19 protein-coding genes are annotated in these 26,629 nt (G+C 46.3%); 13 read left to right on the top strand and 6 right to left on the bottom strand.

Going from position 1 to position 26,629, the window contains the following annotated elements:
• Positions 1-1,461: 1,461 nt before the first annotated feature.
• Positions 1,462-2,886 carry an IctB family putative bicarbonate transporter gene (locus OXH18_RS18665; protein WP_268608828.1) on the top strand — a complete coding sequence of 475 codons (1,425 nt, stop codon included), beginning with the start codon at positions 1,462-1,464 and terminating at the stop codon, positions 2,884-2,886.
• Between the two features lie 102 nt (positions 2,887-2,988).
• Here OXH18_RS18665 and OXH18_RS18660 read toward each other — a convergent pair whose 3' ends face one another.
• Both OXH18_RS18660 and OXH18_RS18655 read right to left on the bottom strand, forming a co-directional pair.
• Positions 2,989-3,273, bottom strand: coding sequence for a YggT family protein (locus OXH18_RS18660; protein WP_268608826.1), 285 nt, complete (start codon positions 3,271-3,273; stop codon positions 2,989-2,991).
• A gap of 308 nt (positions 3,274-3,581) precedes the next feature.
• On the bottom strand, positions 3,582-4,772 hold the full coding sequence (locus tag OXH18_RS18655) for an NAD(P)/FAD-dependent oxidoreductase (RefSeq protein ID WP_268608824.1): 1,191 nt from the start codon (positions 4,770-4,772) through the stop codon (positions 3,582-3,584).
• A 356-nt stretch (positions 4,773-5,128) separates the two neighbouring features.
• On the opposite strand from OXH18_RS18655, the gene OXH18_RS18650 reads away from it, so the two are divergent.
• The 3 genes from OXH18_RS18650 (at position 5,129) to OXH18_RS18640 (ending at position 10,042) form a co-directional block, all read left to right on the top strand.
• Complete coding sequence (locus OXH18_RS18650; protein WP_315874759.1) at positions 5,129-6,496, top strand: GTP-binding protein; 1,368 nt, start codon at positions 5,129-5,131, stop codon at positions 6,494-6,496.
• A gap of 165 nt (positions 6,497-6,661) precedes the next feature.
• The gene (era, locus tag OXH18_RS18645) at positions 6,662-7,600 is read left to right on the top strand and encodes a GTPase Era (RefSeq protein WP_268613212.1); all 939 of its coding nucleotides are present in this window, start codon (positions 6,662-6,664) and stop codon (positions 7,598-7,600) included.
• Between the two features lie 159 nt (positions 7,601-7,759).
• Entirely contained in the window at positions 7,760-10,042 is a 2,283-nt protein-coding gene (locus OXH18_RS18640) for a GAF domain-containing protein (RefSeq protein WP_268608820.1), read from the top strand.
• A gap of 24 nt (positions 10,043-10,066) precedes the next feature.
• On the opposite strand, the gene OXH18_RS18635 is transcribed toward OXH18_RS18640, so the two are convergent.
• Together OXH18_RS18635 and OXH18_RS18630 are read right to left on the bottom strand one after the other, a co-directional pair.
• Complete coding sequence (locus tag OXH18_RS18635; protein ID WP_268608818.1) at positions 10,067-10,564, bottom strand: hypothetical protein; 498 nt, start codon at positions 10,562-10,564, stop codon at positions 10,067-10,069.
• Positions 10,565-10,751: 187 nt separating this feature from the next.
• Entirely contained in the window at positions 10,752-11,183 is a 432-nt protein-coding gene (locus tag OXH18_RS18630; protein ID WP_268608817.1) for a GNAT family acetyltransferase, read from the bottom strand.
• A gap of 229 nt (positions 11,184-11,412) precedes the next feature.
• On the opposite strand from OXH18_RS18630, the gene psaK reads away from it, so the two are divergent.
• Positions 11,413-11,658, top strand: a complete 246-nt coding sequence (gene psaK / locus OXH18_RS18625) for a photosystem I reaction center subunit PsaK (protein WP_268608815.1) — start codon at positions 11,413-11,415, stop codon at positions 11,656-11,658.
• Between the two features lie 80 nt (positions 11,659-11,738).
• Here the strand turns inward: psaK and OXH18_RS18620 are convergent, their stop codons facing one another.
• On the bottom strand, positions 11,739-13,271 hold the full coding sequence (locus tag OXH18_RS18620) for a phytoene desaturase family protein (protein WP_268608813.1): 1,533 nt from the start codon (positions 13,269-13,271) through the stop codon (positions 11,739-11,741).
• Positions 13,272-13,362: 91 nt separating this feature from the next.
• A complete protein-coding gene (locus OXH18_RS18615; protein WP_268608811.1) occupies positions 13,363-14,340 on the bottom strand; it encodes a polysaccharide biosynthesis/export family protein in 978 nt (325 codons plus the stop codon).
• Between the two features lie 1,473 nt (positions 14,341-15,813).
• Between OXH18_RS18615 and OXH18_RS18610 the strand changes: the two genes are divergently transcribed.
• The 8 genes from OXH18_RS18610 to OXH18_RS18575 all read left to right on the top strand — a co-directional run bounded on the left by OXH18_RS18610 (position 15,814) and on the right by OXH18_RS18575 (position 26,625).
• On the top strand, positions 15,814-16,929 hold the full coding sequence (locus tag OXH18_RS18610; RefSeq protein WP_268608809.1) for a glycosyltransferase: 1,116 nt from the start codon (positions 15,814-15,816) through the stop codon (positions 16,927-16,929).
• 15 nt (positions 16,930-16,944) lie between these two features.
• Positions 16,945-19,440 (top strand): GumC family protein, encoded by a 2,496-nt coding sequence (locus tag OXH18_RS18605; protein ID WP_268608807.1) that lies wholly within the window; start codon positions 16,945-16,947, stop codon positions 19,438-19,440.
• A 59-nt stretch (positions 19,441-19,499) separates the two neighbouring features.
• On the top strand, positions 19,500-20,441 hold the full coding sequence (gene hepC / locus OXH18_RS18600; protein ID WP_268608805.1) for a heterocyst development glycosyltransferase HepC: 942 nt from the start codon (positions 19,500-19,502) through the stop codon (positions 20,439-20,441).
• Positions 20,442-20,619: 178 nt separating this feature from the next.
• Entirely contained in the window at positions 20,620-22,425 is a 1,806-nt protein-coding gene (gene hepA / locus OXH18_RS18595) for a heterocyst formation ABC transporter subunit HepA (protein WP_268608804.1), read from the top strand.
• A 94-nt stretch (positions 22,426-22,519) separates the two neighbouring features.
• On the top strand, positions 22,520-23,689 hold the full coding sequence (locus OXH18_RS18590) for a glycosyltransferase (protein WP_268608802.1): 1,170 nt from the start codon (positions 22,520-22,522) through the stop codon (positions 23,687-23,689).
• Positions 23,676-24,638, top strand: coding sequence for a glycosyltransferase family 2 protein (locus OXH18_RS18585; protein ID WP_268608800.1), 963 nt, complete (start codon positions 23,676-23,678; stop codon positions 24,636-24,638). The genes OXH18_RS18590 and OXH18_RS18585 overlap by 14 nt, the downstream gene beginning before the upstream one ends.
• A gap of 77 nt (positions 24,639-24,715) precedes the next feature.
• The gene (locus OXH18_RS18580; protein ID WP_268608798.1) at positions 24,716-25,663 is read left to right on the top strand and encodes a glycosyltransferase; all 948 of its coding nucleotides are present in this window, start codon (positions 24,716-24,718) and stop codon (positions 25,661-25,663) included.
• A complete protein-coding gene (locus OXH18_RS18575) occupies positions 25,660-26,625 on the top strand; it encodes a beta-1,6-N-acetylglucosaminyltransferase (RefSeq protein WP_268608796.1) in 966 nt (321 codons plus the stop codon). The genes OXH18_RS18580 and OXH18_RS18575 overlap by 4 nt, the downstream gene beginning before the upstream one ends.
• Positions 26,626-26,629: the final 4 nt, after the last annotated feature.

Here is a 26,629-nt window from a genome sequence, read left to right as displayed (position 1 = left end):
AGCAACATCAATAACAACAAAGATCGCTAACTCCAGAACATCGCAGAGGGAGATATGGCCTTGTTTCCTCCACTCTGGGTCTCTCTGCTCTAGCGGAAAATCAACATAGGACCGTTACATTAAAGCGGAAACATCAGAATTTTAATGGTTCCGTAGCTTAAATTATTCTGATTAATTGACAGAAAATCAAGCATTTGACGTTTCTTTACTCTTTCTTTACTCATTATTTCTTGAAGTAGGAATCGAAAGTCAAGCTTTGAGACGATCTGCTGCACTATCCAGCCTATTTTGGTAGAAGTGAATCGAGAGGTTCTCAAGATTTAAGACGTGGGCCAGTGCCTGCTTGCTGCTGCTCCATAATCGGCTAGACAGAAATCACATCAATTAAGCAGAATCTTCAGTACGATTAGAGTGTGTCATTCGAGCTAGCCTGTTGCTAATCAAATAATTGATGAGCAGAATAGAGACCTACTCAAAAGCAACTAGAAGAGCCAAGTCAGGAAGACAGATTGACTGCATTGAATGCCTATGTTTCCATATTATTTGAATCTTAATTTGATATTACATAGGCGTTGAAAGAACAACTTCAGGCTTCGCAAAAGTGGTTGCTATTTGCAATAAAATTGAGTTAGAAAGGTAAAATGCTTCTAAAGCAAACCGCTAGCGTCCACTTCCACGATGTAAGTTGATGACTGTATGGGTCAATTGATTAGGTAATGGATCAAGTATTAGATCGAAGTTCGTTAAAATTGCAGAGACACGAGTGGTCATAGTAAGGTTCCGTATCAGCTTTTCTATTCCCTGTTACGGTTATTTCTGCAATTGATCAGGAATAAATTAAATGCCTTTGACAAAGATAAATGTTACTGGCTCAACCGCAATTCCATCCATCTTGATGGTTCGATCGACATGTTACAGTTCGATCTAGATCACAGTCAGATCCATTAATTCAATCCATTAGTTAAAAAACTGAGGCATCTCTTAAATCAAGAGATCGCTCAAATTTTTATCGAGTATTCTTGCTGAGGTGAGATCAGATTAGCTCAACCGTTGAACGGTTAACTGTTAGCTAATTTTTAGAGAGGCGACTGCAAGTCTCTATTTCTTCTCTATGAAAATTTCAATTAGCTCTAATACGAACCGCAAGAAACTGGAAGGAACAAGTGGTTACTTCAACCACAATATCTACTGCTGAGGAAGCAACTGCAAATTCACAGCGTTTATGTAGTCATTCGTGTACATATGGCTAAACCCGCAATCATTTGTGTAATTTTATTAAAACTACATACTATTGCATAGCTCCAGACATATGTTTTCTGACGAAGGCCCAAGGGCATCACAATCAGTTGCAAGGGTCAGCCTAAAGCAGATAGACTCTAAAGCCTGTGGAGGTATGTTGAGGTGATGGTGCACGCTTATCAAATTGCCGTCATGTTGAACTATACAAAGTGATAAAAGCTTATGAATTCAGTCTGGCAACAGTTAACCTTGGTCAATTTGCCGCTTCGACAATGGAGTGAGTCGAGTTATCTTCATCACATCATTGGCTGGCTGCGCACTTGGCGACAGGGCAGTTGGCTCATGCGCTGGGCTGACTATTTGGCTGCGGGGTTAGTGGCGATCGTATTTGGGCTAGCTCCGTTTGTCTCGACGGGTGTAGTGGGTGTGTTGTTGTTGGCCTGTGCTGGGTTTTGGCTATTGCTAACGTTAACTGATGAAGGAGAAATAGGAACCGGGATCACGCCTCTGCACCTGTTGGTTTTACTCTACTGGGGAGTGGCCACCGTGGCTACGGCTGTGTCTCCGGTGCGATCGGCTGCCTTAGAAGGATGGATTAAGCTGACATTATATCTGCTGTTTTTTGCCCTAATGGCACGGGTACTACGCTCATCGCGGTTTCGCTCTACCTTAATCTTGGTGTATTTGGTAGCAGCGGCGATCGTCAGTGTCGTTGGGTTACGGCAATGGTTTTTTGGGGCATCTGCTTTGGCAACTTGGGTTGATCCAGAGTCATCACTGGCTGGAACAACACGAGTCTACAGTTTTTTGGGAAACCCGAATTTACTAGCCGCTTACCTGCTGCCTGCCACAATTTTCAGCGCAGCTGCCTTTTTTGCGTGGCGCAATTGGTTGCCCAAACTGCTGGCGCTTACTCTCTGGGTTGTCAATTCGGCTTGTTTAGTTTTAACGTTCAGCCGAGGCGGTTGGATTGGGTATGTAGCAGGCAGTTTCGTGCTGCTGATGCTATTGGTCCACTGGTTAACCGTGCGATTTCCTCGCTTCTGGCGCATTTGGACACTCCCGATCGTGTTAGGAGTGACGGCGCTGCTAGTTGCAGTTGCGGTTATTACAGTGGAACCGCTGCGTGAGCGCGTAGCCAGTATTTTTGTGGGGCGGGAAGATAGCAGCAATAACTTCCGAATTAATGTGTGGATGGCAGTGATTGAAATGATTAAAGATCGCCCCTGGCTTGGCATTGGTCCTGGAAACGATGCCTTCAACCGGATTTATCCGCGCTATCAACAGCCCGGCTACACGGCCTTGAGTGCCTACTCAGTTGTGCTAGAAATTGCGGTCGAAACTGGCTTAATTGGTGTGGCTTGTTTTCTCTGGCTACTGCTGGTTGCCTTCAGTCAAGCATGGCAGCGCATTCAGCAGCTTCGTAAGCTGGGGAGTCGAGAGGGATTTTGGTTGATGGCCGCTGTCGCCAATATGGTTGGCATGTTAGCGCACGGGCTAGTGGATACAGTTTGGTATCGTCCGCAGGTGAGCACACTATGGTGGTTAACGATCGCCCTGATCGCCAGCTACTACTCGCTCGTTCCTTTGTCCCAGACTCCGACTGAAGCCTACAGCGCCAACAAGTCTGAGTTATCAGCCCAGTAATAGAGCGGTTTACTTCAGCCTCTGCGATCAAAAAACCGAGGCATGGATTGTGGACCCTTCATCCTGCCTCCACTTATTATCCTAGTGCGCGTTTTAGGCTAATTAGAAAGCTCCGAAACTTGCTCCAGCGGGCGAAGCTAAACTACCGATCGCTCCTGCCACTACTTGCAGCAGAATGATTGCCAACATGGGAGAAAAGTCGATGCCACCCAGCGGCGGAATAATCGAACGAAAGATGTTGAGGTAGGGATCGGTTAGCTGGCTGAGTGTGGAAAACGGTGGGTTGTACCAACTGACATTGGGAAACCAACTCAGCAACACGCGAATCAGAATCAAAACAAAGTAGATATTGAGAAAAATAGCAAGCGATTGTGCAATCAGGGCCATAGAACTCTCTCTGGTTGTATGTCTCAGATGTCTCCGCGCTTCAATGCGCATGTTTAATTGAGTCAACTGCGCAGACAAGCTTGCAATGCGGTTTTAAGCTTAGTTTAGCGGATATTTAGCGAAAGTCCATCTAGTTTCTGGTTCGGTTACTCCCCCTGGCAATGGGTTAGGAGTTGGGAGAAAGGCTGATACAAAAGGCTGGAGAGAGGGTTGGAGATATTTAAAATCTTTTGATTCGTTATTAGCTTACGCAATGAATCAAAAGATCTTGATGTGCGATTATCTCTTTCAGCAAGTTGTAGATTGCGTTAGCGTTCATCCCACAGCCGATCGGGGGCAAGTTGCGTCAAAAGCGGGTCTAAATTGACCGCATTTGAGGCGGCGTGACGGGCAAATCGACGGGCCACAGGCGGAGCCAACACAAACGGACTATTGAACCCAGAGAATATGTGTATTCCGGTTGTATTGGGCAAGGCCCCTATGACCGGCAAGCCATCGCGGCTGAAAGCCACTAAGCAACTGTGCCACTGCCCAGCTAGAGATTTGAGATCGGGCAACAGAGTCCCAACGGCGGTTCGCATCGCGGCTTCACTGGCGGCAGCATCAAACCGCGCTTGTGGGTCTGTGAACGTGCGGCTGAACTGTCCCATGCGAATACGGCCATCTTGAAACTGAATCGCCCCAGCGTCCAAAATGGCTGGTGTAACTTCGTGATTCGGTTCATCCCAGAGGGCATCCAATTCGGCTTTTGCAGCGGTTGCTTCTAGGTGAGGGCGTTTAAGCTCGGCTGGCATGACAATCGATCGCAACTGTAAATCAGTCGGAGGAATTTCAATCAGTTCCGCTTGGGTATAGTAGAGCCGTATCGGAAATCCAAACGAGCGTAACAGCGTTCGACTGTATCCACCCACACACACCACCACATTTCCTGCCTCGTAGGTGATATTCGTCGCTACCACTCCTTGAACTTGCTGCCCAGACTGCACCAAGCCTGTCACCTGAGCAATGTCGAGCGTGCCGCCCAAGCGTAAAAACGCCTGATTGTAGGCCAGAACATTAGCTTCGGGAGACACATGCCCATGCGGCAGCAGCAGCGCCCCAGCCACCGCCGCCGCATTCAAACGGGGTTCAATTGCCTGAGCCTCAGCCGGACTTAATATCTTAGGAGAAATTGTACAGTCGGTATAGGTAGCAGCTATCTGCTGCGGATCGCGATTGGGTTCAATGGTCAGTAATAAATCCAGTTCCCGAAACTGCGTATCTGCCCCCAGTTCCGCAGGCAGCGATCGATGTAAGTCGATCCCCTCTTGGCAAAGCTGACGAGTTAGATCTGTTGTACCAGACCAATAAGCAATGCCACCATAGCTATAGCGGGTTGCATTCTGCGGCTGAGATGATTGCTCCAGGAGCAACACCGATGCCCCAGCCCGAGCAAGTTCGTAACTAACGGCGGCCCCAGTGATGCCGTTACCGATCACAATCCAATCAAATGTTTTCATGCCAGTGATTCTAGATAAATATCTCAAATGAGATAAGTAGTCTTATTGCAAAATCAACAAAATCAGGTGAAGACATCAACCCTAGCCACCAACCCTAGATTGACTTCAGCAACCTGCATTGAACCTAGCCGTTTACGTGTCAATTGTAGGGGGAAGTAGACAGATTTTATCGAGGCTTCGGTTCCCTGGATAAAGATGGGTCGGTCATCGGCTATTAGTCACTCACAAGAAACAAATAGAATGATCGAGAATAAATTTAGTGTCGTCTCGTTTCTATCACCCGATAGAATCCTCCCTTGACCACGCATTCATCCAACCCCCTTACTGATTCAACGGCTGCCAGTGCTCCTCCATTGGTGCGCAAGAGCCTAGCCGATCAACATTTCGATCGGGCCCGATTGAGTTTGAAACAAGCCATCAGTCGGTATGCACAAACTGTGCGGCTGCGCCGCCGCCATCCAGAAGCTGTTGAAATTCAGGCCGCCATGAAAACCGACCTCGATCGCCTATCACACACGTTGGATAAGCTTAATTGCTGCCTCGTTCGGATTGCCGTATTTGGTCTGGTCAGTCGTGGTAAATCGGCAGTGATCAACGCCCTCCTCGGTCAAAAAATGCTGCAAACGGGACCCCTGCATGGCGTTACTCAATATCCACGATCGGTGTATTGGTCAGCAGCAGGCGGACAGGTGCAGGTTGAGTTGATTGATACCCCTGGACTCGACGAAGTGGGGGGTGAAGAGCGAGGTCGCATGGCGCGGGAGGTCTCCAGTCAGGCAGATTTAATTTTATTTGTGATTGCGGGAGATGTAACGCGCACAGAATACCAAGCCTTGCGGCAATTGCAGCTAGCCGGCAAACCACTGATCATTATCTTCAACAAAGTTGATCTGTATCCAGATGAGGATCGACAGACAATTTATGCCAAGTTACAGCGTTTATTTGCCGATCAAGGCGATCGCCAGCGTCCCTTTTTCACCCCCGATGATATTGTGCTGACCGCAGCCGACCCATCTCCATTGGAAGTGCGAGTAGAGTGGGCCGATGGGCGAGTAACGCACGAGTGGGAGTCGCCAGAACCAGATATTGATGAACTTAAACAAAAGCTGCTAGATATTCTTAACCGAGAAGGCAAGTCGCTGCTGGCACTGAATGCGTTGCGACAAGCTCAACAGACCGAAGCCTCGATCGCTTACAAAACCGTTGAACTGTACCGCAACGAAGCTGAAGACTTGATCTGGCAGTTCGCTAAATGGAAATCGCTGGTTGTGGCCGTGAACCCGATCGCTGCGCTGGATTTGATGGGTGGGGCTGCCGTTGATTTGGTGATGATTCGATCGCTGGCTCGGCTCTATGGCTTACCAATGACCCGCTATGAAGCTGGTAAGCTGCTAAAGGCGATTCTCATTAGCTCTGGTGGACTGCTGCTGGGGGAGGTGGGCAGCGGCTTGTTGCTGGGCATGGGTAAAAGTGCCGGAGCCATTACCTCTATGTTTGATAGTGCCTCTGGGGTCATGGCTTATGGGGCATCGGCGGCCGCGCAAGCAGGATTGGCTGGGTACGGTTCTTATCGGGTTGGCAAAGCAGCACAAGTGTATCTAGAGCGTGGCTGCACTTGGGGACCTCAAGGCGTCAACACCGTCATTGAAGAAATTTTGCTTCAGGTCGATCGCGACACAATCATTCATCGCTTGCAGCGAGAACTTGAATTCTATCCACGATAGGTCAACCTGATTGAGGACGCTAGTTCATGATGGTAGAAGACCCGCAATTAAACAAAGCGAACGATTCAAAGTTGATCAAAGTTGATTTAAAGCGCGTACAGCAGGTGCAGAATGAACGAGCCATTGCAGGACGGCGACCTCAATAATTTGGATGATGGGTCAGGGATGCCGGAAAACATCTATGGTGGAGACCCGCTGATTCCGATCGCGCCGCCGGGGTTCAAATCGGGCTTTGTCGGCATTATTGGGCGTCCCAATGTGGGCAAGTCAACGTTGATGAATCAGTTGATTGGTCAAAAAATTGCCATCACCTCACCTGTGGCCCAAACGACCCGCAATCGCTTGCGTGGCATTCTTTCCACTCCCCAGGCACAAATCATTTTTGTAGACACACCCGGCATTCACAAACCACATCATCAATTGGGTAAAGTGCTGGTGAAAAATGCCCAAATTGCCATCGACTCGGTAGATGTGTTGCTGTTTGTGGTAGATGGAACCAGCGAAGCTGGCGGCGGCGATCGGTTTGTGGCTGAGTTGCTCGAACGTACCAATGTGCCCGTGATTCTGGGGATCAATAAAATTGATCAACACCTGACTTCCGAGGTAATCGAGCAAAGTTATAGTGATTTGGCAGCCAACCATCCTTGGACGATCGCCAAATTTTCAGCGCTGACAGGCGAAGGGTTGGACTTGCTGCAAACGCTGCTCGTCGATCGCTTAGACCCTGGCCCTTACTATTACCCGCCTGATTTAGTTACTGATCAACCGGAACGCTTCATCATGGGTGAACTGATTCGAGAGCAAATTCTGCTTCACACCCGCGAAGAGGTGCCCCATTCGGTGGCTGTGTCGATCGATCAAGTAGAGGAGTCTTCAGACATCACGCACATTTTAGCAACCGTTTATGTAGAGCGGAGTTCGCAAAAAGGCATTCTAATTGGCAAAGGCGGGCAAATGATGAAGACGATCGGCATCGGCGCTCGCGAGCAAATTCAAAAATTGATTCTGGGCAAGGTTTATATTGAGTTATTTGTGAAAGTACAACCTAAGTGGCGGCAGTCGCGCACACAGCTAGCAGAGTTAGGCTATCGCGTAGAAGAGTGATTACTAAGACTATTTGAGACATTTCATGTAAGACATTTCATGCTGCCCTGTGATTCCTGAGGCAGACGTGGGAATCCTATTACCACAAAACCCTGCTTGAATGGGTCTGCTACAACACAGGCTGTTGATTTGTCTTTTACATACTCACCTTCAACGACATTGCTATCCAGTTACTCGCCATCTGCTAATTTGCCACCGATTTGCTTCACCCTCGATTTGACGGGAACCGTTGTATCCATTAATCCATCAGGAGCCGCCCGGCTAGGTTTTGAGGCTGAAAACTTGATCGGGCGATCGTTGTTATCGTTGCTGCATCCCCAAGATCACATGCGGCTGAGAACCGACCTTCTCATGCTGCCCATGGAACCCACCACTAAACTAGGGGAGTTTCGCCTTGTCTGTCGCAATGGCACGATCGTTCGCCAATTAACCACTATGCAAATTGTGCAAACGGCAACCAGAACAGAAGTGCTGTTCCTCTGTAATGACCTGGAACCTTCATCTCCAAAACCGCATCGCCTTGATCTGACCCAAGCCGAACAGGTACTGCGTCAACAGGTAGAGTGGGATAAGTTAATGCACGCAGTGGCTCAGCCTGCGCGACAGACCCCTGAACTGCGCCTAACGCTGCGTACCATTGCGATGGAGCTTTGTCAGCAACTGCAAGCCGATCGAGCGCTGTTCTATCAATTTCATGCTTCGGGGATGGGTAGCTTAATTGCAGAGGCAACGCGACCGGACTGTTTGTCAATTTTAGAGTCTCCTCAATTTCTCAATTGCTTGCAGCAGCAGTGTTTACAGCTTCAAACAGGGACGACTCTCACTCAACTTCAACCCATTGTTTGGGTTCCAGTGGCTTCAGACGACAATCAGGCAGGGGTGCAAGCATCTATTACCCTACCAATTGTGCAGCAGGATGACCTGTGGGGGGTGCTGGTGGTGCAGCAATGCCGTTCCTTGCGATCGTGGCAACGATGGGAGTTAGGCTTACTGAAGCAGCTTGTCACGTATCTCAATAGCGTGATTCAACAAGCAGAACTCTATCAAAAAGTTCAGCGACTCAACGCTGATCTTGAACGCCAAATTCAAGCCCGCACGGCAGAACTAGAACTTGCCTTTGAGTTTGAAGCCACCCTTAAACGCATCACCGATAATGTTCGCGACAGCCTCGATGAAAATCAAATTCTGGAAACCGTGGTGCAGGAGCTTGCTTGTGCGATCGGAACAAGCTGCTGTAATGCCTCGATTTATGATTTAAAGGCAGGTACATCCACCATTTGTTACGAATATACAACCACCCTATCACCTTACCAAGGGCGCGTTGTGCTACTGGATGCCTCTCCCGAAATCTATACGCAATTGCTACAAGGACAGGCGTTTCAGTTTTGCTCGCTCAATATCAATCCCACGCGGGGTAAGGTTTCAATGCTGGCTTGCCCAATCGTGAATGATCAAGAAGTACTGGGCGATTTATGGCTCATTAATCAACCCTATTCTTGCTTTCGAGAACAGGATATTCGGTTAGTGCAACAAGTAGCCAATCAATGTGCAATCGCCATTCGGCAGGCGCGGCTGTATCAAGCAGCACACACTCAGGTGAAAGAACTCGAACGGTTGAATCGGCTCAAGGATGATTTTCTCAGTACAGTTTCCCATGAACTGCGCACCCCCATGTCTAACATTAAGATGGCAGCGCAAATGCTAGAGGTGGTACTGAAGCAATCGGGATTCTTGCGCGGAGAACATCCCAAAGCCAGCAAGTATTTTCAGATTCTTCAGGCAGAGTGTCAACGAGAAATTAGCCTGATCAACGACTTGCTAGATTTGTCGCGACTGGATACTGAACAGGCTTCCCCCCAACTCGCAAATATCGATCTTCCCAGTTGGTTGAGTGCGATCGTGCAGCCGTTTCTGGAGCGTGCTCATAATCAACAGCAAACCATCCAACTTGATCTGCCCGCTAATTTGCCGCTGTTGACTACAGACTTGCCCAGCTTAGAGCGAATTGTAATCGAGCTATTGCAGAACGCTTGCAAATACACACCATCAAATGGCGTCATCACAATCGCGGCTGAGGTAAAACCAGCACCGGGACACCTGGAACCTCAAACGGTAGACGATCGCTTGGTTGCGACCAATCTCCTGCTTTCTACTCCCCGTCCTTTCTTCTACCAATCTAGTTCTGCTTTGGTAACATCCTATCCATCGCTTCGGCTCAGCGTGACAAACACTGGCGTAGAAATTCCACCCCAGGAACTAACACGTATCTTTGAGAAGTTTTATCGTATTCCTAACAATGATCCGTGGCAGCATGGCGGCACGGGTCTAGGATTGGCTTTGGTGAAAAAATTAGCAGAATGGCTGAGTGGCTCTGTTTGGGTGGAAAGCAGTGCGAATCAGACTTGCTTTACGATCGAATTACCACTGCATCCGAATATTTGAGGGGTGTATCCTACTTCATCCTTTCTACAGCCCTGATAATCCCTGTAGATCAAACTTTCCAATCCAATCGGCACGATCTTCTTTAGTAAAGGAAGAGTCGCGAGACAGTACCTTCACCTGAAACCGATCGTTGACCAGGATAGCCGTAGCGTTTTGCCCTTGTTCAACGGCTGGATAACCCGCAATTGTCATGCTGCTGCTTTGAAATTTGTCAGCGGCTCCTGTACCTGTGGTGTCATTGATGGCGAGCATGGCAACAGTTTGACCGTTTTGATTCACCTTATATTCTGCAAAGCCCTGTTTTTCCTGAGAGGGGACAATTTCATACCCAGAAACCGATCGCGGGAAAAATTGGTTGAAGCGACTGCCGGGTACAGCATCTTGAGCAACGGCTGATCCGCCTTGCGTTTGCTCTTGCGCTTGTTCATAGCGGGATGGTTCCGATGGGGCGCAAGCCGCCCCCAGTACCATAAAACTAAATGCTGTTGCCAGTAACGCTCCACGCCAACGAACCACCTTCATAACCGCAACTCCCTTTGAACCACAATTTTGAACCACAATGAGAACCACAACCTTCACTATTCTGCCTTGGTCTAGCAAATTGGGCACACATTAGCAGAAGGATAAAAAATAAAAAAAGAATAAAGGATAAAGTATGAGGGATGACTCCATACGGCATGACGTGTGGGAGCATTCCGCCTTGCGTCAATCAATGGTTATTGAGTTGACAACCCATGCTGATGACCTCCTCTAACTTGAAACCGAGCCGCTGATAAAACTCAATCACCGCCGCATTAGACGATCGAATCTGTACATTAATTTTGGGGCAGTTCATGGCTTTGAGTTTAGCCGTTGCCGCTTCTACCATTTGTCGCCCAATTCCCTGCTGTTGAAAAGCTGGATCTACTGCTAAATAATTGAGCCAGCCACGATGTCCTTCGTAACCAGCCATGACCGTTGCGACAATTTCTGATTGGACTAATCCAACTAAGAATAGCTCTGGCTGTACCTGCCACTTCCGCCTGATATCTTGCTTTGGGTCATTCCAGGGCACGACTAAATCACAACGATACCAGAGCGCAATGACGCATACTTCATCGCCTGCGGTGTAAGGTCTAATCATTAAGTCGATTGGTTTCATAGAATCGGTTCTATAGAAATAGAAATTGTTAGAAACTGTATCTGCTAACGATCGGAGATCTGCGCGGCTTGTCGTCCCTTTACGAACGCTATTAACCTGTAAAATGCCATGCCGTTTTGCCCTTGGAATGTTAACTATTAATGCGATTTAGGTCTATGGGTTGAGGTTTTTTGGTAAATATTCACCTGACAATGATTTCTGCCCGCTTGAAAGATAAAGGAGATAAGCGTTGTTTTATCTAGATTTACTCGCTGTGGTGCCCAGAACTCCCGAATGGAGCTTAACAACTGCTCTGATTATGGTAATTGCTAACGCAATTGCAATCGCGATCGCTCGCTTTGCCATCCAACAACCTAACGTCGGCCCCACATTGATTGGTGATTTCAGTGTTCCTGCTCTTATCGGTGCGGCGTGCTTTGGCCATGTGCTGGGCACAGGGGCTATTTTGGGCCTGGCAAATTTGGGTGTGATTTAGCGCCAATCGTCAACGGATAAAGGATAGGGGATCAAGGATGAAATTTGTTTGATTTTCTTGCTTGTCTTTTAGCCTTTATCCTAATTTTCGAGAATTTTTTGAGAGTTGAATGACTGCTTTAGCAATGCAGCTACCTGTTGAGGACTGACGATCGTATTAGCGCACAAAATTCCTGATGCGGCCACTGCCGGGACGCCGATACCGGGTATGGTGCTGTCTCCCACTCGGTACAGTCCTGCGATCGGGGTATGCGTGCTGGGAAACATGCCTTTACCTGCTGCAATAGCCGGGCCATAGGTTCCCTGATGTCGCCTGAGATAGTGCGCATGAGTTAAGGGAGTCCCAATCAGTTCCAGCACAATTCGTTGTCGCACATCGGGAATGATTCGCTCCAACGCTCGATATAACGATTGCGATCGATCGCGCTTGCGAGCGTCATAGTGCTCATCGCGTTGCCAGCCAGCAAAGGGTTCCAGCGTATAGGCATGAACGACATGATGACCGGGTGGCGCCAACTTAGCATCCCATACAGACGGGATAGAAATCATGCAGGTGTTACCGGGTACAGTGATGTCTTGTGCGGCATCGTGTACTACCACATGATGTCCGGTTAATGCGTTTAATCCATCGGCGCGAATGCCCAGATGCAGGTGCATGAAGCTATCAACGACTGGTATATTGAGAGATCTTTGACGATAGGCGGGGGGCAGATCGGTAGGTTTGAGCAACTGTGTGTAGGTATCCCAAATCGTAGCATTGGAAATGACGATCGGGGCGTGCAACACCTCTCCCCGACGCAACTGTACACCGCTGACCCTGCCACGTTCTACTAAAATTTGCTCGACGTGAGCATTCAAACGTAGGGTTCCGCCCCAACGTTCTAGTCCGCGAATCAGGGCTTGTACAAGCGCATCGCTGCCACCGATCGGGTAATCAATGGCGGAATGAGTGCGCTCACCCAGCATAAACGCCATTTCGGGAGCAACTGTGCCGTCGGCTTTCAGTCCAGATAGCAAGAAACATTCCAGATCGATCAACCGCTGTACCCAGCGATCGTGTACAAACACTCTGGCTACATTGCCTACCGAGGCTTGAATGATAGCCAGTTGTGGCAGTAGGTTCAGCAGTGCCGCAGGATACCGACTCAGTAAGAATGGAATTAGGTTGAAATCAGCCCGCAGCGCCATGGCAGGAATCTGGCGCAGCCTGTCATATAGTCGTAGCAGTTCCCGTTCAAATTTGGTGTACTCCTGTGCTCCTTGGAGGGTAACTTTGGCAATCTCGGCTTTGTAACGATCGGAGTTGCCATAGACTGCAAACGTGCCTTCGGGAAAGTGGTAATAGCCAAATGGCTCATAGGGAACGGCTGCCACCGTTTCGCCGATCGCCTCTAACACCTGCCGCAGTGGATTAAGCGAGTTGGAGTCGCTGAGTCCGGCAAAAAACGATGGTCCAGAATCAAACAAAAATCCTTGCCGTGAGAAGCCATGAGCCGCACCACCTGGAATAGCGTGGCTTTCACAAACAATTACGCTTTTGCCATATCGCGCCAATAGCGCCGCTGCCGTCAATCCCCCAATGCCGCTGCCAATCACAATTACATCTGCTTGCATCACGTCCTGCCTTTAACAACACTGTTAACTCGCCCATCAGCTAACATCTGCCAGCCTGATATTGGGATCGTAACAGCCGTTTCGGCACACCCTAGTTGAAAATGTTCAATATTCCCAGAAAACTAGAGATAATTCTGCCAAAGGGACCAAGGGCAAGCTCAGTCGTTGCGGCAAAGTTCGCCAAGTCCGATCGACCGACCACAATCACATCATTATTCTGCAACGTCGGGTTACTGGCCTCGTTTACATCTTGATCAAACTGCACTGCAACCGTTTGCTGTGAAACAGTGCCATCCGGATTGAGCCGAACCAGTTTCACCGAATCCGATTCAGCCCGGAGTTGATTTAAACCACCAGCCGCCAAGATAGCTTGGTTTAAAGGTGTGTTGGCAGGAACGTTTACCGCACCGGGTGAGCCTACTTCACCGACAACATAAACGGTGACCGTATCAGGAGCAAAACTAGCTGTCCCAAGTTGCAGAGCATCGGCGGGTGTTAGAGTATCAGCAGTAGGAATAAATATGGTATCGCCACCATGTAATACAATGTCCTTACTTAAATCCCCGCTTTGTAACATTTCCCATAAATTAATATCAATAACTTGTTCTGCATCAGGTTGTTGACGCCGTATCTGAATTTGACGCAGATCAGCCCTTGAAGTGATTCCCCCGGCTGACTGAATAGCATCAGTTAGGGTAGGAAATTCTGACTTTTCCTCAGATGATAACGTATAGGAGCCTGGACGATTAACGGCCCCAGCGATACCAACTCGGACGGGTCGCAGCGATACCAAAGTAACTGTAACGTAAGGGCGATTAACGAAGGGGGCATATTTCTGTGCGATCGCTTGGGCGGCTTGTTGCAACGTCATGCCCCGCACTGCCACACTGCCAGCTGTTGGTAAATTTAGCGATCCATCCGGTAAAACTAGGGCTTCGCCGCTATACTCCGGCGCGCCAAAAATAGAGATACTGATGCGATCGCCTGTTCCAAGTGTATAAGCTTCAGATAGAATTTCTGGCGTTCCTGAGGATGTTGAGTTAGATGTAGGTGATGACGCTGGCGACATCGTTTGCGCAAATGCAAGATCAGCACAGAGAATAGTGCTAAGTGCGACGATTCCTAGTTTTGAGGACAATCTGAGTGCATACTGAAGCGATACCCATTGGAATAATTGAGTTAAGCTTGCGTACTCGTCCTTGTGAACCTGAATAAAATTAGAACAGAAGATTTGCCTCATCATGTGCTCTACCTAAATTTACTCAAACTAGTGAAGACACAATAACTACACTGCTAGAGGAAACAGCAATGAGTCTTAAAGTATCCGATAAGTATCCGAATAGTTCTTCGATCGTCTGAATAACAGTCTTCTAAATAACAGACTAATAATCTAAATGATTCGAGCGCTGATGATCGAACATCCACTCTTGATCCAAGCCTGAATCCAAGCCTGAAAACCACTCGCTTGAAACAAGCTAAATCAACAGTGTAGAACTAATGTTATACCAGTTCTATGTCATGCTGCATAGAATGCACCTCACGCTCGCGGCTCCTCTCCTTAACTTGGAAGGGATCGGTAAATGTGCGACTTGGCAACTTGGTAGAGAATGGGTATCAGAACACTGTTAGAACACACGAAAATAACGAAGCTTGGGTGACATCGGTTGCCCTTAACAAAACACGACTCGAACGTTGCTTAAGGTCAGTTTGAGCTTTTTGCTAGGATGGCAGAGTCATTATAGCTTTAGATGACAGATTCACTACAGTTTATCCAACTCTTTATTTTTTGCAACCCTACTCCAATTGGTTGCAACTTTATCGTTAAAAGATTACGAAACATATAGTTTTTTTGTGATATGTTTTCTCAAGTAAATTTGCGATTTTGTCAAAAAAGGAGTTGTTTTTTTTAAAAGTATGAGTTATCGTGATCGCAAATTTCAGCACAAGTACCGAGTGTCATTCAAGTTTTCTGACATTAGTCACCTCTTAAATGAGCTACAAAGTGGAAATACTTTAGAATGATCGCTTGTGATTTCCCTGTTTTTGATCGCTTGTTATCTCTGGTCAATTCCTTTGTAAAGAGATAAAGAAGATTCATGCGTTCCCTCAGTGCGTTTTTAGTGCATGTGGACGAGCTGTTTAGCAGTGTAAGTTAATTTGATCTGTTTCGTTTTGTAGAGCTTTCTATAAGTCCTGAGGAAGCTGTGGTTTTCGCCTGATCAAAATTGGAAGTAATTCCAGGTTTTCGATCGTTTGCGTTATATCCTTCAGTCGAAGCATTATTCAGGGTACGCTATTGTGATCTTGATTGCTCGTCTTGATTAAGCAAAACTTAATCAAGCTCCGTCCTATCTCCAATCATTTTCTTGAGGCGCTTTCAGCTAGATAAAAGCTACTAAAGTGCCGGGTTTTTCTGTCGCATCAACACTAACTAAACAAATGTACGTTGTATTAAACAATTTTTCTAATCCTTTCGATGGCAACTGGTCAAAACAGGTAAAGTTTTCATGAATTAATCGATTACAGTGCAGTAGGACACATCATGAAAATTGCATTGGTTCATGATTATTTGACGCAAAAAGGTGGAGCTGAGCGAGTATTTGAGTTGCTTTGCAAGCGATTCGCAAATGCGGATATTTTCACTTCGCTTTATGATCCAGATCACACGATCGATTTAAGCGATCGAGATGTTTGTACAACCAGCTTGCAGAATATTCCTGGAGCAACAAAGTACTTTAGATTATTGGCTCCCTTTTACTATCCTGCGTTTCGGGCCCTAGATTTACAAGCCTATGATTTGATCATCAGTAGTTCTTCTAGCTTTGCTAAAGCGGTACACAAACGCCCCGATGCTAAACATATCTGTTTTTGTCACAACGTCACCCGTTTTCTGTGGGACACGCAAACCTATCTACGGGGTTATCGCAAGTATCATCTGTTTTATCCTGTGCTGAACTGTCTGTTTGAACGGATGAAAAAGCTGGATTTGGAATACGCCACAGAACCAGATATCTACATTGCCAATTCCACCACAGTAGCCGATCGCATTCAACGAATTTATGGACAACCAGCCATTACCGTGCACTATCCTATCAACGATCGTCGGTTTATCTTTTCCGATCAAAAAGATGATTTCTGCCTTGTCTCCTCTCGGCTGATGAGCTATAAGCGGGTTGATATTTTGGTGGAAGCATTCAACTGGTTGGGATGGCCGCTATTGATCATTGGTAACGGGCCGCAGCGCCAATATTTAGAATCGAAAGCTTTACCCAATGTCCGTTTTCTGGGACATGTCAGCGATGCTGAGCGAGCTTATTTGATGGCAAAAGCTAAGTTTGTTGTGACGGCTGCGCTTGAAGATTATGGGCTTGTGCCGATCGAAGCCAACTTCAGCGGCACGCCAACTATTACCTATGGAGCGGGAGGAGCATTGGATACTCAAATTCCAGGGTTTACAGGGGCTTTCTTTAAGCGACAAACACCGGATGCTGTACAGGTTGCCTTACTCGAAGCTAGCAAGATGGATTGGAATTATGCCGACATTCGGAATTACGCATTGAATCGATTTACTGAAGCTGTTTTCTTCCAAAAGGTCGATCGACTTATTGAACAAGTTTGTGCAAACTCTGTTTCAACCGTATCGTACTCTGTTGCTTGAATCAGGGAGGTTATAGTGACTGACAATCATTCTCTTACTTCAGCTGGTGATTCCGATTTTGGCTATAGTCAGCTTTTAGCAATTTTAGCTCGGCGTAGTCGCTGTTTCCTGAGTACGTTAGGGTTAGTGCTAGTGACTGCGGCCATCTTAACCGCGCGAGAACAACCCCAATATCGCAGTACAATGCAATTGCTAGTTGAACCTAACTATGAACAACGGCTGCGAGATGAGAGTACTGTTTCCGTTGATTATCGAGACTATGCTACTCAACTTAACTTAATGAAAAGTAGGCAATTTATCGAGCGAACGGTTAATGCGCTAGAAGCTGAATTTCCAAACTTAACAGTTGAGGGAGTACGAAGTTCTCTGGAATTGTCTCAACTGAAGGATACAAAAATCTTTCAGGCGGTATACGTAAACGATGATCCAATTAAGACGCAGCGAGTACTAGAAACGCTTCAGCAAATTTATCAGGATTATAACCTAGAGCAGCAAGAGCAACGACTAAAGCGAGGACTGACCTCAATTAACGGTCAGTTAAATGTTGTACGGCAAGATCTGCTACAGTCACAGTCCGCCTTGAGAGAATTTCGACAGCGGCAAAACCTGATTGATCCGGCTCAGCAGGCGATGGCCGTTGCCAATGCCCTCAATCAATTGCTTCAAGAGCGGCAAACGTTGCAAGCCGAACATCAAGAAGCTCAAGCTCGCTACAATACTATTCAACAGCAACTGGCTCGATCGCCCGAAGAAGCATTAATTGCCACACGGTTAAGTCAATCCTCTCGCTATCAATCACTGCTGGATCAATTGCAGAAAACTGAATTGGAATTGGCCCAGCGCCGGGTGATTTTTTCAGATGCCGATCCAAGTGTGGAAGCACTCGTTCATCAGCGAGAAAATCAACTGGGATTACTGACCCAGGAAGTGGAGCGCGTTTTAGGAGACGTCCCTCAGCAGTTTGCCATAGATTCTTACACCGATAGCCTCCATACAGTGTCTCCACCACCGGACGGCTCGCTTGCTGAATCGCCATCGCCTGTGCCCACTATGGATGATGATCTGGTTCGACATAATGATGCAGTTGCCGGAGTTGAAACCCCATTTAGCTTGGGAGCGAATACAGCGATTACCGAGATTGCAGAAGCAGAAAGCGAGAGTGCGGCTTCCCTGACACTAGATTCCAATTCTCTCAGCGCCAGTGCCACCGCTGAAATGCCAGGTAACAATCCATCTGCACCTGACTCATTGAACATGCTGCCTGCTGCGAATTCAAACTCATCAACCGGAGAAGCACTGCTATCAGTAGGGCAGTTGGGAGCGCTTGATCTAAGCTTGGTCAGCGCCCTGGCCAATGCTCAGGCGTCCCTCAATGGACTGGAAGCCCGTCAGCAAAGTTTGATTCAAACCGAGGAATGGTTGCGGGCTGAATTAAATCGCTATCCAGACTTGATTGCTGAATACGATCGCCTACAACCAGAAGTTGATATTGAGCGAGTGGTACTAGAACAACTGCTGAAGCAACGCCAAGAAGTCAGTGCGGAATTGGCTCGAGGTGGCTTTCACTGGCAAATTGTTGAAGACCCAGCTTTGGGTAAAAAAATTAGTCCTAAACCGAAGCAAAATCTTTTGTTGGGTTTAGTAGTGGGCGTATTTTTAGGGGGAATTGTGGCGTTGGTGCGTGAATCGATGGATGAGGTGGTTCGATCGAACGATGATTTACAAGCTGCCCACCAGCCAATTTTGGGAGTCCTGCCAATTTTCCAGCCGCCCTCACGCCGATCGCTACCGTTTTTGTCCGCGTTGCCCCGTCCCTTAGCAGAGCGGCTATCTTTAATTCAATTAATTCAGCAGCCATCGTTTCGAGAGTCGATCGACTTAATCTACAAAAATATTCAACTCACAAAACGGCTGAATTCGTTGCTGATTACCTCCACCCAACCTAAGGAAGGTAAATCTACTCTGGCGTTTGGGCTTGCTGTTAGCGCGGCTCGATTGCATCAACGGGTACTACTGATCGACGCAGATTTACGTCATCCAATTCTTCATGCTGAGCTAGGGCTTGCCAACGAACGTGGCCTATCGGTGCTGCTTGAAGATCCTGATACTATTCCTAGCCCTGTTCCAGTTTCCTTAGCTGATTTTCGTTTGGATATTCTACCCGCTGGGCCAAAACCAATCGATCCTGTGCGATTGCTGAGTTCTCCCCGTATGAAAGATTTAATGTCTCTATTTGAATCAACCTATGATCTGGTGATTGTCGATGCACCATCACTCATTGGTATTGTAGATGCATTACAAGTAGCGTCTGTTTGTAGTGGTGCACTATTAATTAGCCGTTTGAATCACGTTACTCAATCGAATTTCCAGCAGGCAGTTGCAATGCTGCAATCTTTGAATCTTCTTGGGGTTGTTATCAATGGTTCGTCTTCTGGTCTATCCGATTACGCGATCGCTACCAATGGGCATCGCGAAATCGACACTCAACATCTGCAAGTATTAAGAAATTAGTTGCTTTCAACAAGTTTCCTGTTACAGATGTTTTTCATTCACTTGGCTCTTCTATTACTATGCAAGTTTCCAATGTTATGCTGACAATCGCCAAAATTTCTGTTCCAGACATTCCACTGCTGCCTGGAGATCCTCAAGTTTCGCCTTTATCTGGCTGTAAGCTTAAGTGGAAGCGGCAATGGCTTTGGGTGAGTCCAACTCAATCTAACCCTACCAAGACACTACCCGCCTTACAAAATGAGCAATGGTTTAAAGAGTGCTTGGTACATTCACCTATTCGAGCAGTCTATCTTTCACCGGATTTAGATGAACCCACTTTGAAGGCATGGATGAATACCTGTGAGTGTGCAGGGAAACAAGCATTTTTACGTTTACCATCCATCACCTTGCCGCAAAAGCGATATCGTTGGGCCTGGTGGATTAAGCGATCGCTCGATTGGGTTGTAGCATCGTTGCTGTTATTGCTCCTCGCTCCCATCATGTTGTTGTTGGCACTATTGATTCGGCTAGATTCATCTGGCCCAATTTTGTATCGGCAGTGGCGAGTGGGCAGGCGCGGTAAACTGTTTCGGGTATTAAAATTTCGCTCGATGATTGACGGAGCCGAACAGCTTCACCATCAGGTTATGGGATCTCAGCCAGGGTTACATAAGCTCAAGTCTGATCCTAGAGTCACCCGACTAGGAGGCTGGATGCGGAAGTATAGCCTAGACGAATTACCGCAATTGATTAATGTGCTGCGGGGCGAAATGAGCTTAGTTGGGCCGCGTCCTTGGGCTTTGTATGATGCCGTTCGTATTCCTAGAAAAGAATGTTCGCGACTGAATGCATTACCTGGAATTACCGGAGCTTGGCAAATTTCGGGGCGATCGAAGCTATTCGATTTAGAAACAGTGAATTATCTGGATCTAGAATATTTACGTAACTGGACAATCCAAGAAGATTTACGCATTTTGTTAATGACAATTCCTAGGGTTATTTCTGGAGTAAATGCCTATTAAGCATCTACTGAGCAACCAAGGAATAATAAATGACATCAGCTAACTTAACTAACTAAATTGAGTTTCTTCAAGACCAATTCAATCATGCAGTTGAGAAACTAGCTAAGGAAACGGCAGATTCATGCTTAGTCAATGCGTTGATCAATGCAATCGAACCTTCTTGAGGCGGCTTAAGAGAATGCCTTTTTGGCAAGATTATGACATTATCTTGCGAGAGTTTCGTTACTTTCCTCGCCTCGTTGTATTAGCTCTAATTTTTACCTTGCTGGCAGCCGTTTTTGAAGGATTTGGAATTGGTTTTGTTGTCACTTTCCTGCAAAATTTAACCAATCCAGAGGCTACACCGATTAAAACTGGCATTGACTGGTTCGATCGTGTAATTCTAGGGGTAGATGCGTCGTTAGCGTCCCGTATCTACCGCACTTGCTTTCTCATTCTGCTGACAACTTGGCTACGAGCCGCGTTTACCTTTCTGGGACAGGTTTACAGTCAGAAAACTCAACTGGTATTGGGTGATCGGCTCCGCAAGCGGCTATTTGAGCAGATGCAAGCATTGAGCCTACAATATTTTGCTAAGCAGCGAGCCGGAGATTTAATCAATGGCATTACGTCTGAAGTTTACCAAATTATGCAGGCGTTTAACGTCATGTCCACGCTGTTAATTCAAGGGTCAACCCTAGTGGTTTATGTGATCTCAATGATAGTGCTCTCGTGGCAATTGACCCTGATTTCGGTGCTGTTGTACAGTTTGCTGACAGTTGGGTTATCTAACTTGTTGGCGTGGGTGCGAGAGGCCAGTTTTGAGCGATCGAAGGCGAGTCGATGGTATACCTCTGTGTCATTGGAGTTTATCAATGGGATTCGCACCGTTCAAGCTTTTGCTGCTCAAGACTATGAACGACGGCGGTTCTACGATGCCAGCGAACAGTTACTGCAAGCAGCAACCAAGTCTGTAACGGCGATCTCGTTGGTGGGGCCTCTGACGGAAGGCGCATCCGTAACCCTATTAATTGGCATTTTGCTATTGGCATTTATGACCCTCACGCCTAGTGGTCAGTTGCAGTCGGCTGCATTATTAGGATTTTTATTTGTGTTGTTTCGTTCTACTCCATTGCTGCGCCAGCTTAACAATGCTAGAGGACAACTCAGCAGTTTTCAAGGCTCCTTAAATCACGTCAAAGATTTGCTACGAACGGATGACAAACTTTATATCCAGAATGGCAAAATAGCTTTTCGGGAACTAACCGATGCAATCGAATTGTGTTCGATCAATTTTAATTACAACCAAAATGAATCAGTTTTGCACAATATTAATTTAACGATCGAACGGGGACAAATGACGGCTCTAGTGGGTGCATCGGGAGCCGGGAAATCAACATTAGTGGATTTAATTCCTCGCTTTTATGATCCAACGCATGGACGCATCTTAATTGATGGCGTTGATTTGCAATCGTATGACATCAACTCGCTGCGCCGTAAAATAGCCGTTGTTAGTCAGGACACCTTCATCTTCAATGACTCTGTACGCAATAACATCGCTTATGCTCTAGAAAACGTAGACGATAGAGCCATTTGGCAAGCTGCAAGGCTCGCCAATGCATTGGATTTTATTCAAGAGTTGCCACAGGGATTTGAAACCCGACTTGGCGATCGAGGTGTGCGTTTATCGGGTGGACAACGCCAGCGAATTGCGATCGCTCGGGCCTTGCTGCGGAACCCAGAAATTTTGATTTTGGATGAAGCAACTAGTGCCCTTGATTCTGTTACCGAGCGGCTCATTCAAGAGTCAATCGAAACCCTTGCGGCTGGTCGCACTGTTATTGTCATTGCCCATCGCCTTTCAACCATCGTTCGGGCCCACAAGGTTGTCGTACTAGAAAAGGGTCGAATTGTAGAACAGGGCGGCTATCAAGAACTTCTCGATCGGCGCGGTAAACTCTGGAACTACCACCAAATGCAGTACAAACTTAGCCAAGCTGGATAATTAAGGAAAAAATACAAAAAAACCAGACAAGTGAATAAATGAATACATAGATAAATCAACAATTTTCCCAACCTCCAATCTCCCCCAACTCCCTATGCCCAAACTTCTGTTTGTCACCGATGCTTTCTTCTACCCCGATAATTCGGGAGGTGCACAGCATTCGTCGCTGTATTTATTTCAAAGCTTGCGCAATCGTGGTTGGCAAGTTGAGTTAGTGTGTGGAGCCAATCTTCGCTCAGAATCGATTCAGCGGGCCTACCAATATGCTTTAAGGCATCGCCACATTCCTTGGCAACTGCCCAATCTATCGGTGGTAAAGGATGAGAGCTTGGGATACCCCTGTTGGCGTCTACTGAGGCGATTTCATAAAACGATCGATCAACGCCTGCAATGGCTGAGCACCTATCTACAGAAATACAAACCCGATGTGATTCTGGGTCATACCAGCCCCGATTGTCCGTTACTCAATTACGCTGCACAGCAAGGCTATCCCAGTTTCTTCTTTTTACGCAGTTTGTATAACTTCGATCGCGGCATTGCAATTCCTGAAACAATTCATATCATTGCTAATGCACCATTCACGGCTGAAAAAGCTAAACAATTTACTCAACGCGATGATATTGGCATCGTTCTACCATTTCTCAATGTCAATCAGTATCGTGCTGCTACTCGCGATCGGCGGTACATCACATTCATCAATCCTATTCCTCAAAAAGGGGTTGAAGTGGCGATTGAAATCGCTCGGCAGATGCCAGAGGCACAGTTTTTGTTCATTCAGGGTAAGTGGACGGGCTTCAGTGACACACGGCTTCAGACATACTTGCAAGCAATTAAAAGCTTAAAAAATATCACGGTTTGGGAACATCAGTCTGACATGCGACAGGTATACGCTGTGACTGATATTTTGTTGGTTCCTTCACAGTTTGAAGAGGCATTTGGGCGAGTGATTGTGGAAGCACAAGTGAATCAAATTCCCGTAGTGGCAGCAAATGTAGGGGGTATTACTTACAGCATGGGAAGTGGAGGAATAGTCATTGATCCAAAAGACGATATTCAATCCTATGTCAATGCCCTTCAAACCTTACGCGCTGATTCGCAGCTTTACAACACTTTAGCCGATCGAGCGTTTCAAAATAGTCAGCGAGTGGAATTCGATCCAGAACATCAAGTTGATTGTTTTATTGAATGGGTTGAAACTTGTCGTTTGACTTCAACCCGGTCGTACTCTACACAAATGGAAGTATCAAATTATGTCACTTGTTGATGTTGCGGTAGTGATTCCTACTCATAACCGCCGCTTAATGCTAGAGGAGGCTTTAAATAGCGTACTCGCTCAGTCGTTTGATGGCACTATCAGGATCATTGTTGTAGATGATTGTTCACAGGACGATACGGCTGATGTTATACGGCAACGCTATCCGCAAGTTAATCTAATCCCCCTGCCCCACAACGTCGGAGCCTATGCGGCTCGTAACCGGGCAATTGAACTGACCAACAGTCGCTATGTTGCTTTTCTGGATTCAGATGATTTGTGGGAGCCTGATTATCTCACCATTCAAATCGATGCATTAGCCGGGCACGATCGCAGTTTTTGTGTGAGTGATGTGGTAATTTGGCGGGTAGACACAAAGCAAAAAGAAGTCAATCAGCAACAACCCAACGTGCAGCGCTATGGGTCAGCATTTCATCATCTGTTAGTAGGCGGTAGCTTCATTTGCACACCGTCGTCAGTGGTGTTCCCTTCTACGCTTTTTATGGAAGTCGGTCAATTCAATGAATCTCTACGCATTGCTGGCGATACGGACTTCTATTTACGGTGTTTTTTAGCAGGGTATGCACCCATTTATACTAAGCAGTCGTTAGTCATCTGGCGAGAACATGGAAATCAACTGACGCATCGTAAAAATGATGGACTGCGGATGCAAGAGCGGCTAATACGTGCTCAGGAGTACTACCCACTGATTGCGAAGCAAGAGGCGATTGTATCGCTTCAACAAATTCAAGCCGAGATTTATCTAACGTTTGCCGGAAAGCATTGTGCAAATCATGCGTTTGGACAATGGTTAAGGTTAGCGCTTCAGTCTGCTCGCTATTTCTCTTGGCTCTACACGTTGCAGCAGATGATACGGCAAATTAAGCGCTTATTGATGCGAGATTTGATAGAAAAACTGATATTTAGAAAAACAATATTTTTAGAAAAGATTCGCGTGTAAAAAGCAGAAGACAAGCTTATTAACCAACTGATTCCAATTCGTGTAGTTGTAGTTCTGACTTATCAAAGTTGTATCTCATGAAAATCGTTTCTATCATCATTCCGTGTTTTAATGCCGATCGTTGGATTCAAGAAGCGATCGATAGCTGCTTACAGCAAACTTATCCTCATATTGAGGTGATTGTAATTGATGACGGCTCGACCGATCACAGCCTGGATATTATCAAGCGCTATGGCGATCGAATTCGTTGGGAAAGTAACTTAAATCGCGGTGGATGTTATGCGCGCAATCGCGGTTTTGCCCTTTCTATAGGCGATTATATTCAGTATTTAGATGCAGATGATTATATTCTGCCTGATAAAATTGCAAAACAAGTAGAGATACTAGAAACCTCAGGAGCCGATGCAGTCTATGGTGATTGGAGATATCAAAAACATTTACCGAATGGAGCAGTGTTTTTAGACAATATTCAATTGGGAGGTCCTAAAGCTAATTTTTTAGAGTCTTTACTAACAGATTCTGAATGGATTGCTCCGATGGCATTTCTATTTACTCGTGCTGCTGTTATGCGCAGTGGTGGCTGGGATGAGAAGTTAAGAACAGGACAAGATCGCGACTTTTTCATTTCTGTTGCTCTTAGTGGCGCTAAATTTCACTATCAATCCGGTTGTGAGTCTATCTATCGGCGCTATGGCAATGTCACTGTATCGACATCTAGTAAGTCTCGATGGCGTAATGGACATTTTGCATTGATGCAAAAAACAGAAATCAAATTAGCTCAACTCGGGCAATTATTACCATCTTATCGACAAGCATTAGCCCACTCTTACTATGAGAAAATCCGCGCCGATCGCACGAATATTGATTATTCCCAATACCATTGGGTGCTCAAAAAAATTATTGCCCTAAATCCAGACTTTAAACCTGCCAATACCAAACAAGGTTATTCTCTATTACAGAAACTGTTCGGATTTGAGCAAACAGAACTGATTATTCGCTTCGTGAAGGAGGCGATTGAATCATGAACCAAATTCTTTATCTTATTGCTTCCCATACCAATCCGGATCAGGTGTTACGATTAGTTCAAACTATTCAGGCAAATAGCGCCAATGCTTATGTCCTAATTCACCATGATGTAGCAGGTTCAACCCTTGATGATTCTGTTTTTAAGGCGATGGAGCGCGTGCATTTTTTAGAGCGTTCAATTCCCGTTCAGTGGGGAGAGTTTTCGCTTGTAGAAATGGAGCTTTATTGTATTGATTGGCTTTTTGCAAATTCAATTCAGTTTGATTGGCTCATTTTTCTATCTGGACAAGATTACCCGATCCAACCATTTTCAGATATTGAACAGTTTCTTAGCACAACTGAATATGATGGCTTTATGGAATACTTTCTAGCAACAGAACCACCGCAAGCATCGACCCAAAGAAGACTACGCTGGAAGCATGATACAGGGTTCAAACGATTCTTTTACCACTACTTTAAGCTTCCTTTACCAAGTTCATTAAACAGCCTTTTGTTTTGGTTAGGACGGATCAACCCGCTGCAATTCTTGTTCACATTAGTTGTCGATCGACATGGAGCCAAATTGGGTGTTCGTTGCAAAACTCCATTTAATGATACATTTCAGTGTTATGCAGGCTCACAATGGCATACGCTATCGTATCACTGTATTAAATATATACATGAGTTTGTTCAACAGTATCCAGCTATTGTCAATCACTATCGCCATACCTTAATACCAGACGAATCTTTCTTTCAAACCATTTTGCTTAATCAACCTTCACTAAAGATCTTAAATAACAACAAACGTTATATTGACTGGAACGGATCAAAGCCAGAAACTTTAAAGTCACAAGATTTTGATCGACTCATAGATTCTGATTGTCACTTTGCTAGGAAACTTGATTTAACAGCAGATACGCAGTTATTCGATCGACTCGATCAACACATCCGTAATGTTAGCCCAACCTTAATTAATGTCTAAGTTC

It is taken from the genome of Thermocoleostomius sinensis A174 (genome assembly GCF_026802175.1).
Lineage (GTDB): Bacteria > Cyanobacteriota > Cyanobacteriia > Elainellales > Elainellaceae > Thermocoleostomius > Thermocoleostomius sinensis.
The sequence above is the reverse complement of the archived record's forward strand: the minus strand, read 5'-3'. Positions and strand labels throughout refer to the sequence as shown.

Coding starts and splice junctions, on each gene's coding strand:
- OXH18_RS18665 (WP_268608828.1), top strand. CDS start 1,462: ATGAATTCAGTCTGGCAACAGTTAACCTTGGTCAATTTGCCGCTTCGA.
- OXH18_RS18660 (WP_268608826.1), bottom strand. CDS start 3,273: ATGGCCCTGATTGCACAATCGCTTGCTATTTTTCTCAATATCTACTTT.
- OXH18_RS18655 (WP_268608824.1), bottom strand. CDS start 4,772: ATGAAAACATTTGATTGGATTGTGATCGGTAACGGCATCACTGGGGCC.
- era (WP_268613212.1), top strand. CDS start 6,662: ATGCCGGAAAACATCTATGGTGGAGACCCGCTGATTCCGATCGCGCCG.
- OXH18_RS18635 (WP_268608818.1), bottom strand. CDS start 10,564: ATGAAGGTGGTTCGTTGGCGTGGAGCGTTACTGGCAACAGCATTTAGT.
- OXH18_RS18630 (WP_268608817.1), bottom strand. CDS start 11,183: ATGAAACCAATCGACTTAATGATTAGACCTTACACCGCAGGCGATGAA.
- OXH18_RS18620 (WP_268608813.1), bottom strand. CDS start 13,271: ATGCAAGCAGATGTAATTGTGATTGGCAGCGGCATTGGGGGATTGACG.
- OXH18_RS18615 (WP_268608811.1), bottom strand. CDS start 14,340: ATGTCGCCAGCGTCATCACCTACATCTAACTCAACATCCTCAGGAACG.
- OXH18_RS18610 (WP_268608809.1), top strand. CDS start 15,814: ATGAAAATTGCATTGGTTCATGATTATTTGACGCAAAAAGGTGGAGCT.
- hepC (WP_268608805.1), top strand. CDS start 19,500: ATGCAAGTTTCCAATGTTATGCTGACAATCGCCAAAATTTCTGTTCCA.
- hepA (WP_268608804.1), top strand. CDS start 20,620: ATGCCTTTTTGGCAAGATTATGACATTATCTTGCGAGAGTTTCGTTAC.
- OXH18_RS18590 (WP_268608802.1), top strand. CDS start 22,520: ATGCCCAAACTTCTGTTTGTCACCGATGCTTTCTTCTACCCCGATAAT.
- OXH18_RS18585 (WP_268608800.1), top strand. CDS start 23,676: ATGTCACTTGTTGATGTTGCGGTAGTGATTCCTACTCATAACCGCCGC.
- OXH18_RS18580 (WP_268608798.1), top strand. CDS start 24,716: ATGAAAATCGTTTCTATCATCATTCCGTGTTTTAATGCCGATCGTTGG.
- OXH18_RS18575 (WP_268608796.1), top strand. CDS start 25,660: ATGAACCAAATTCTTTATCTTATTGCTTCCCATACCAATCCGGATCAG.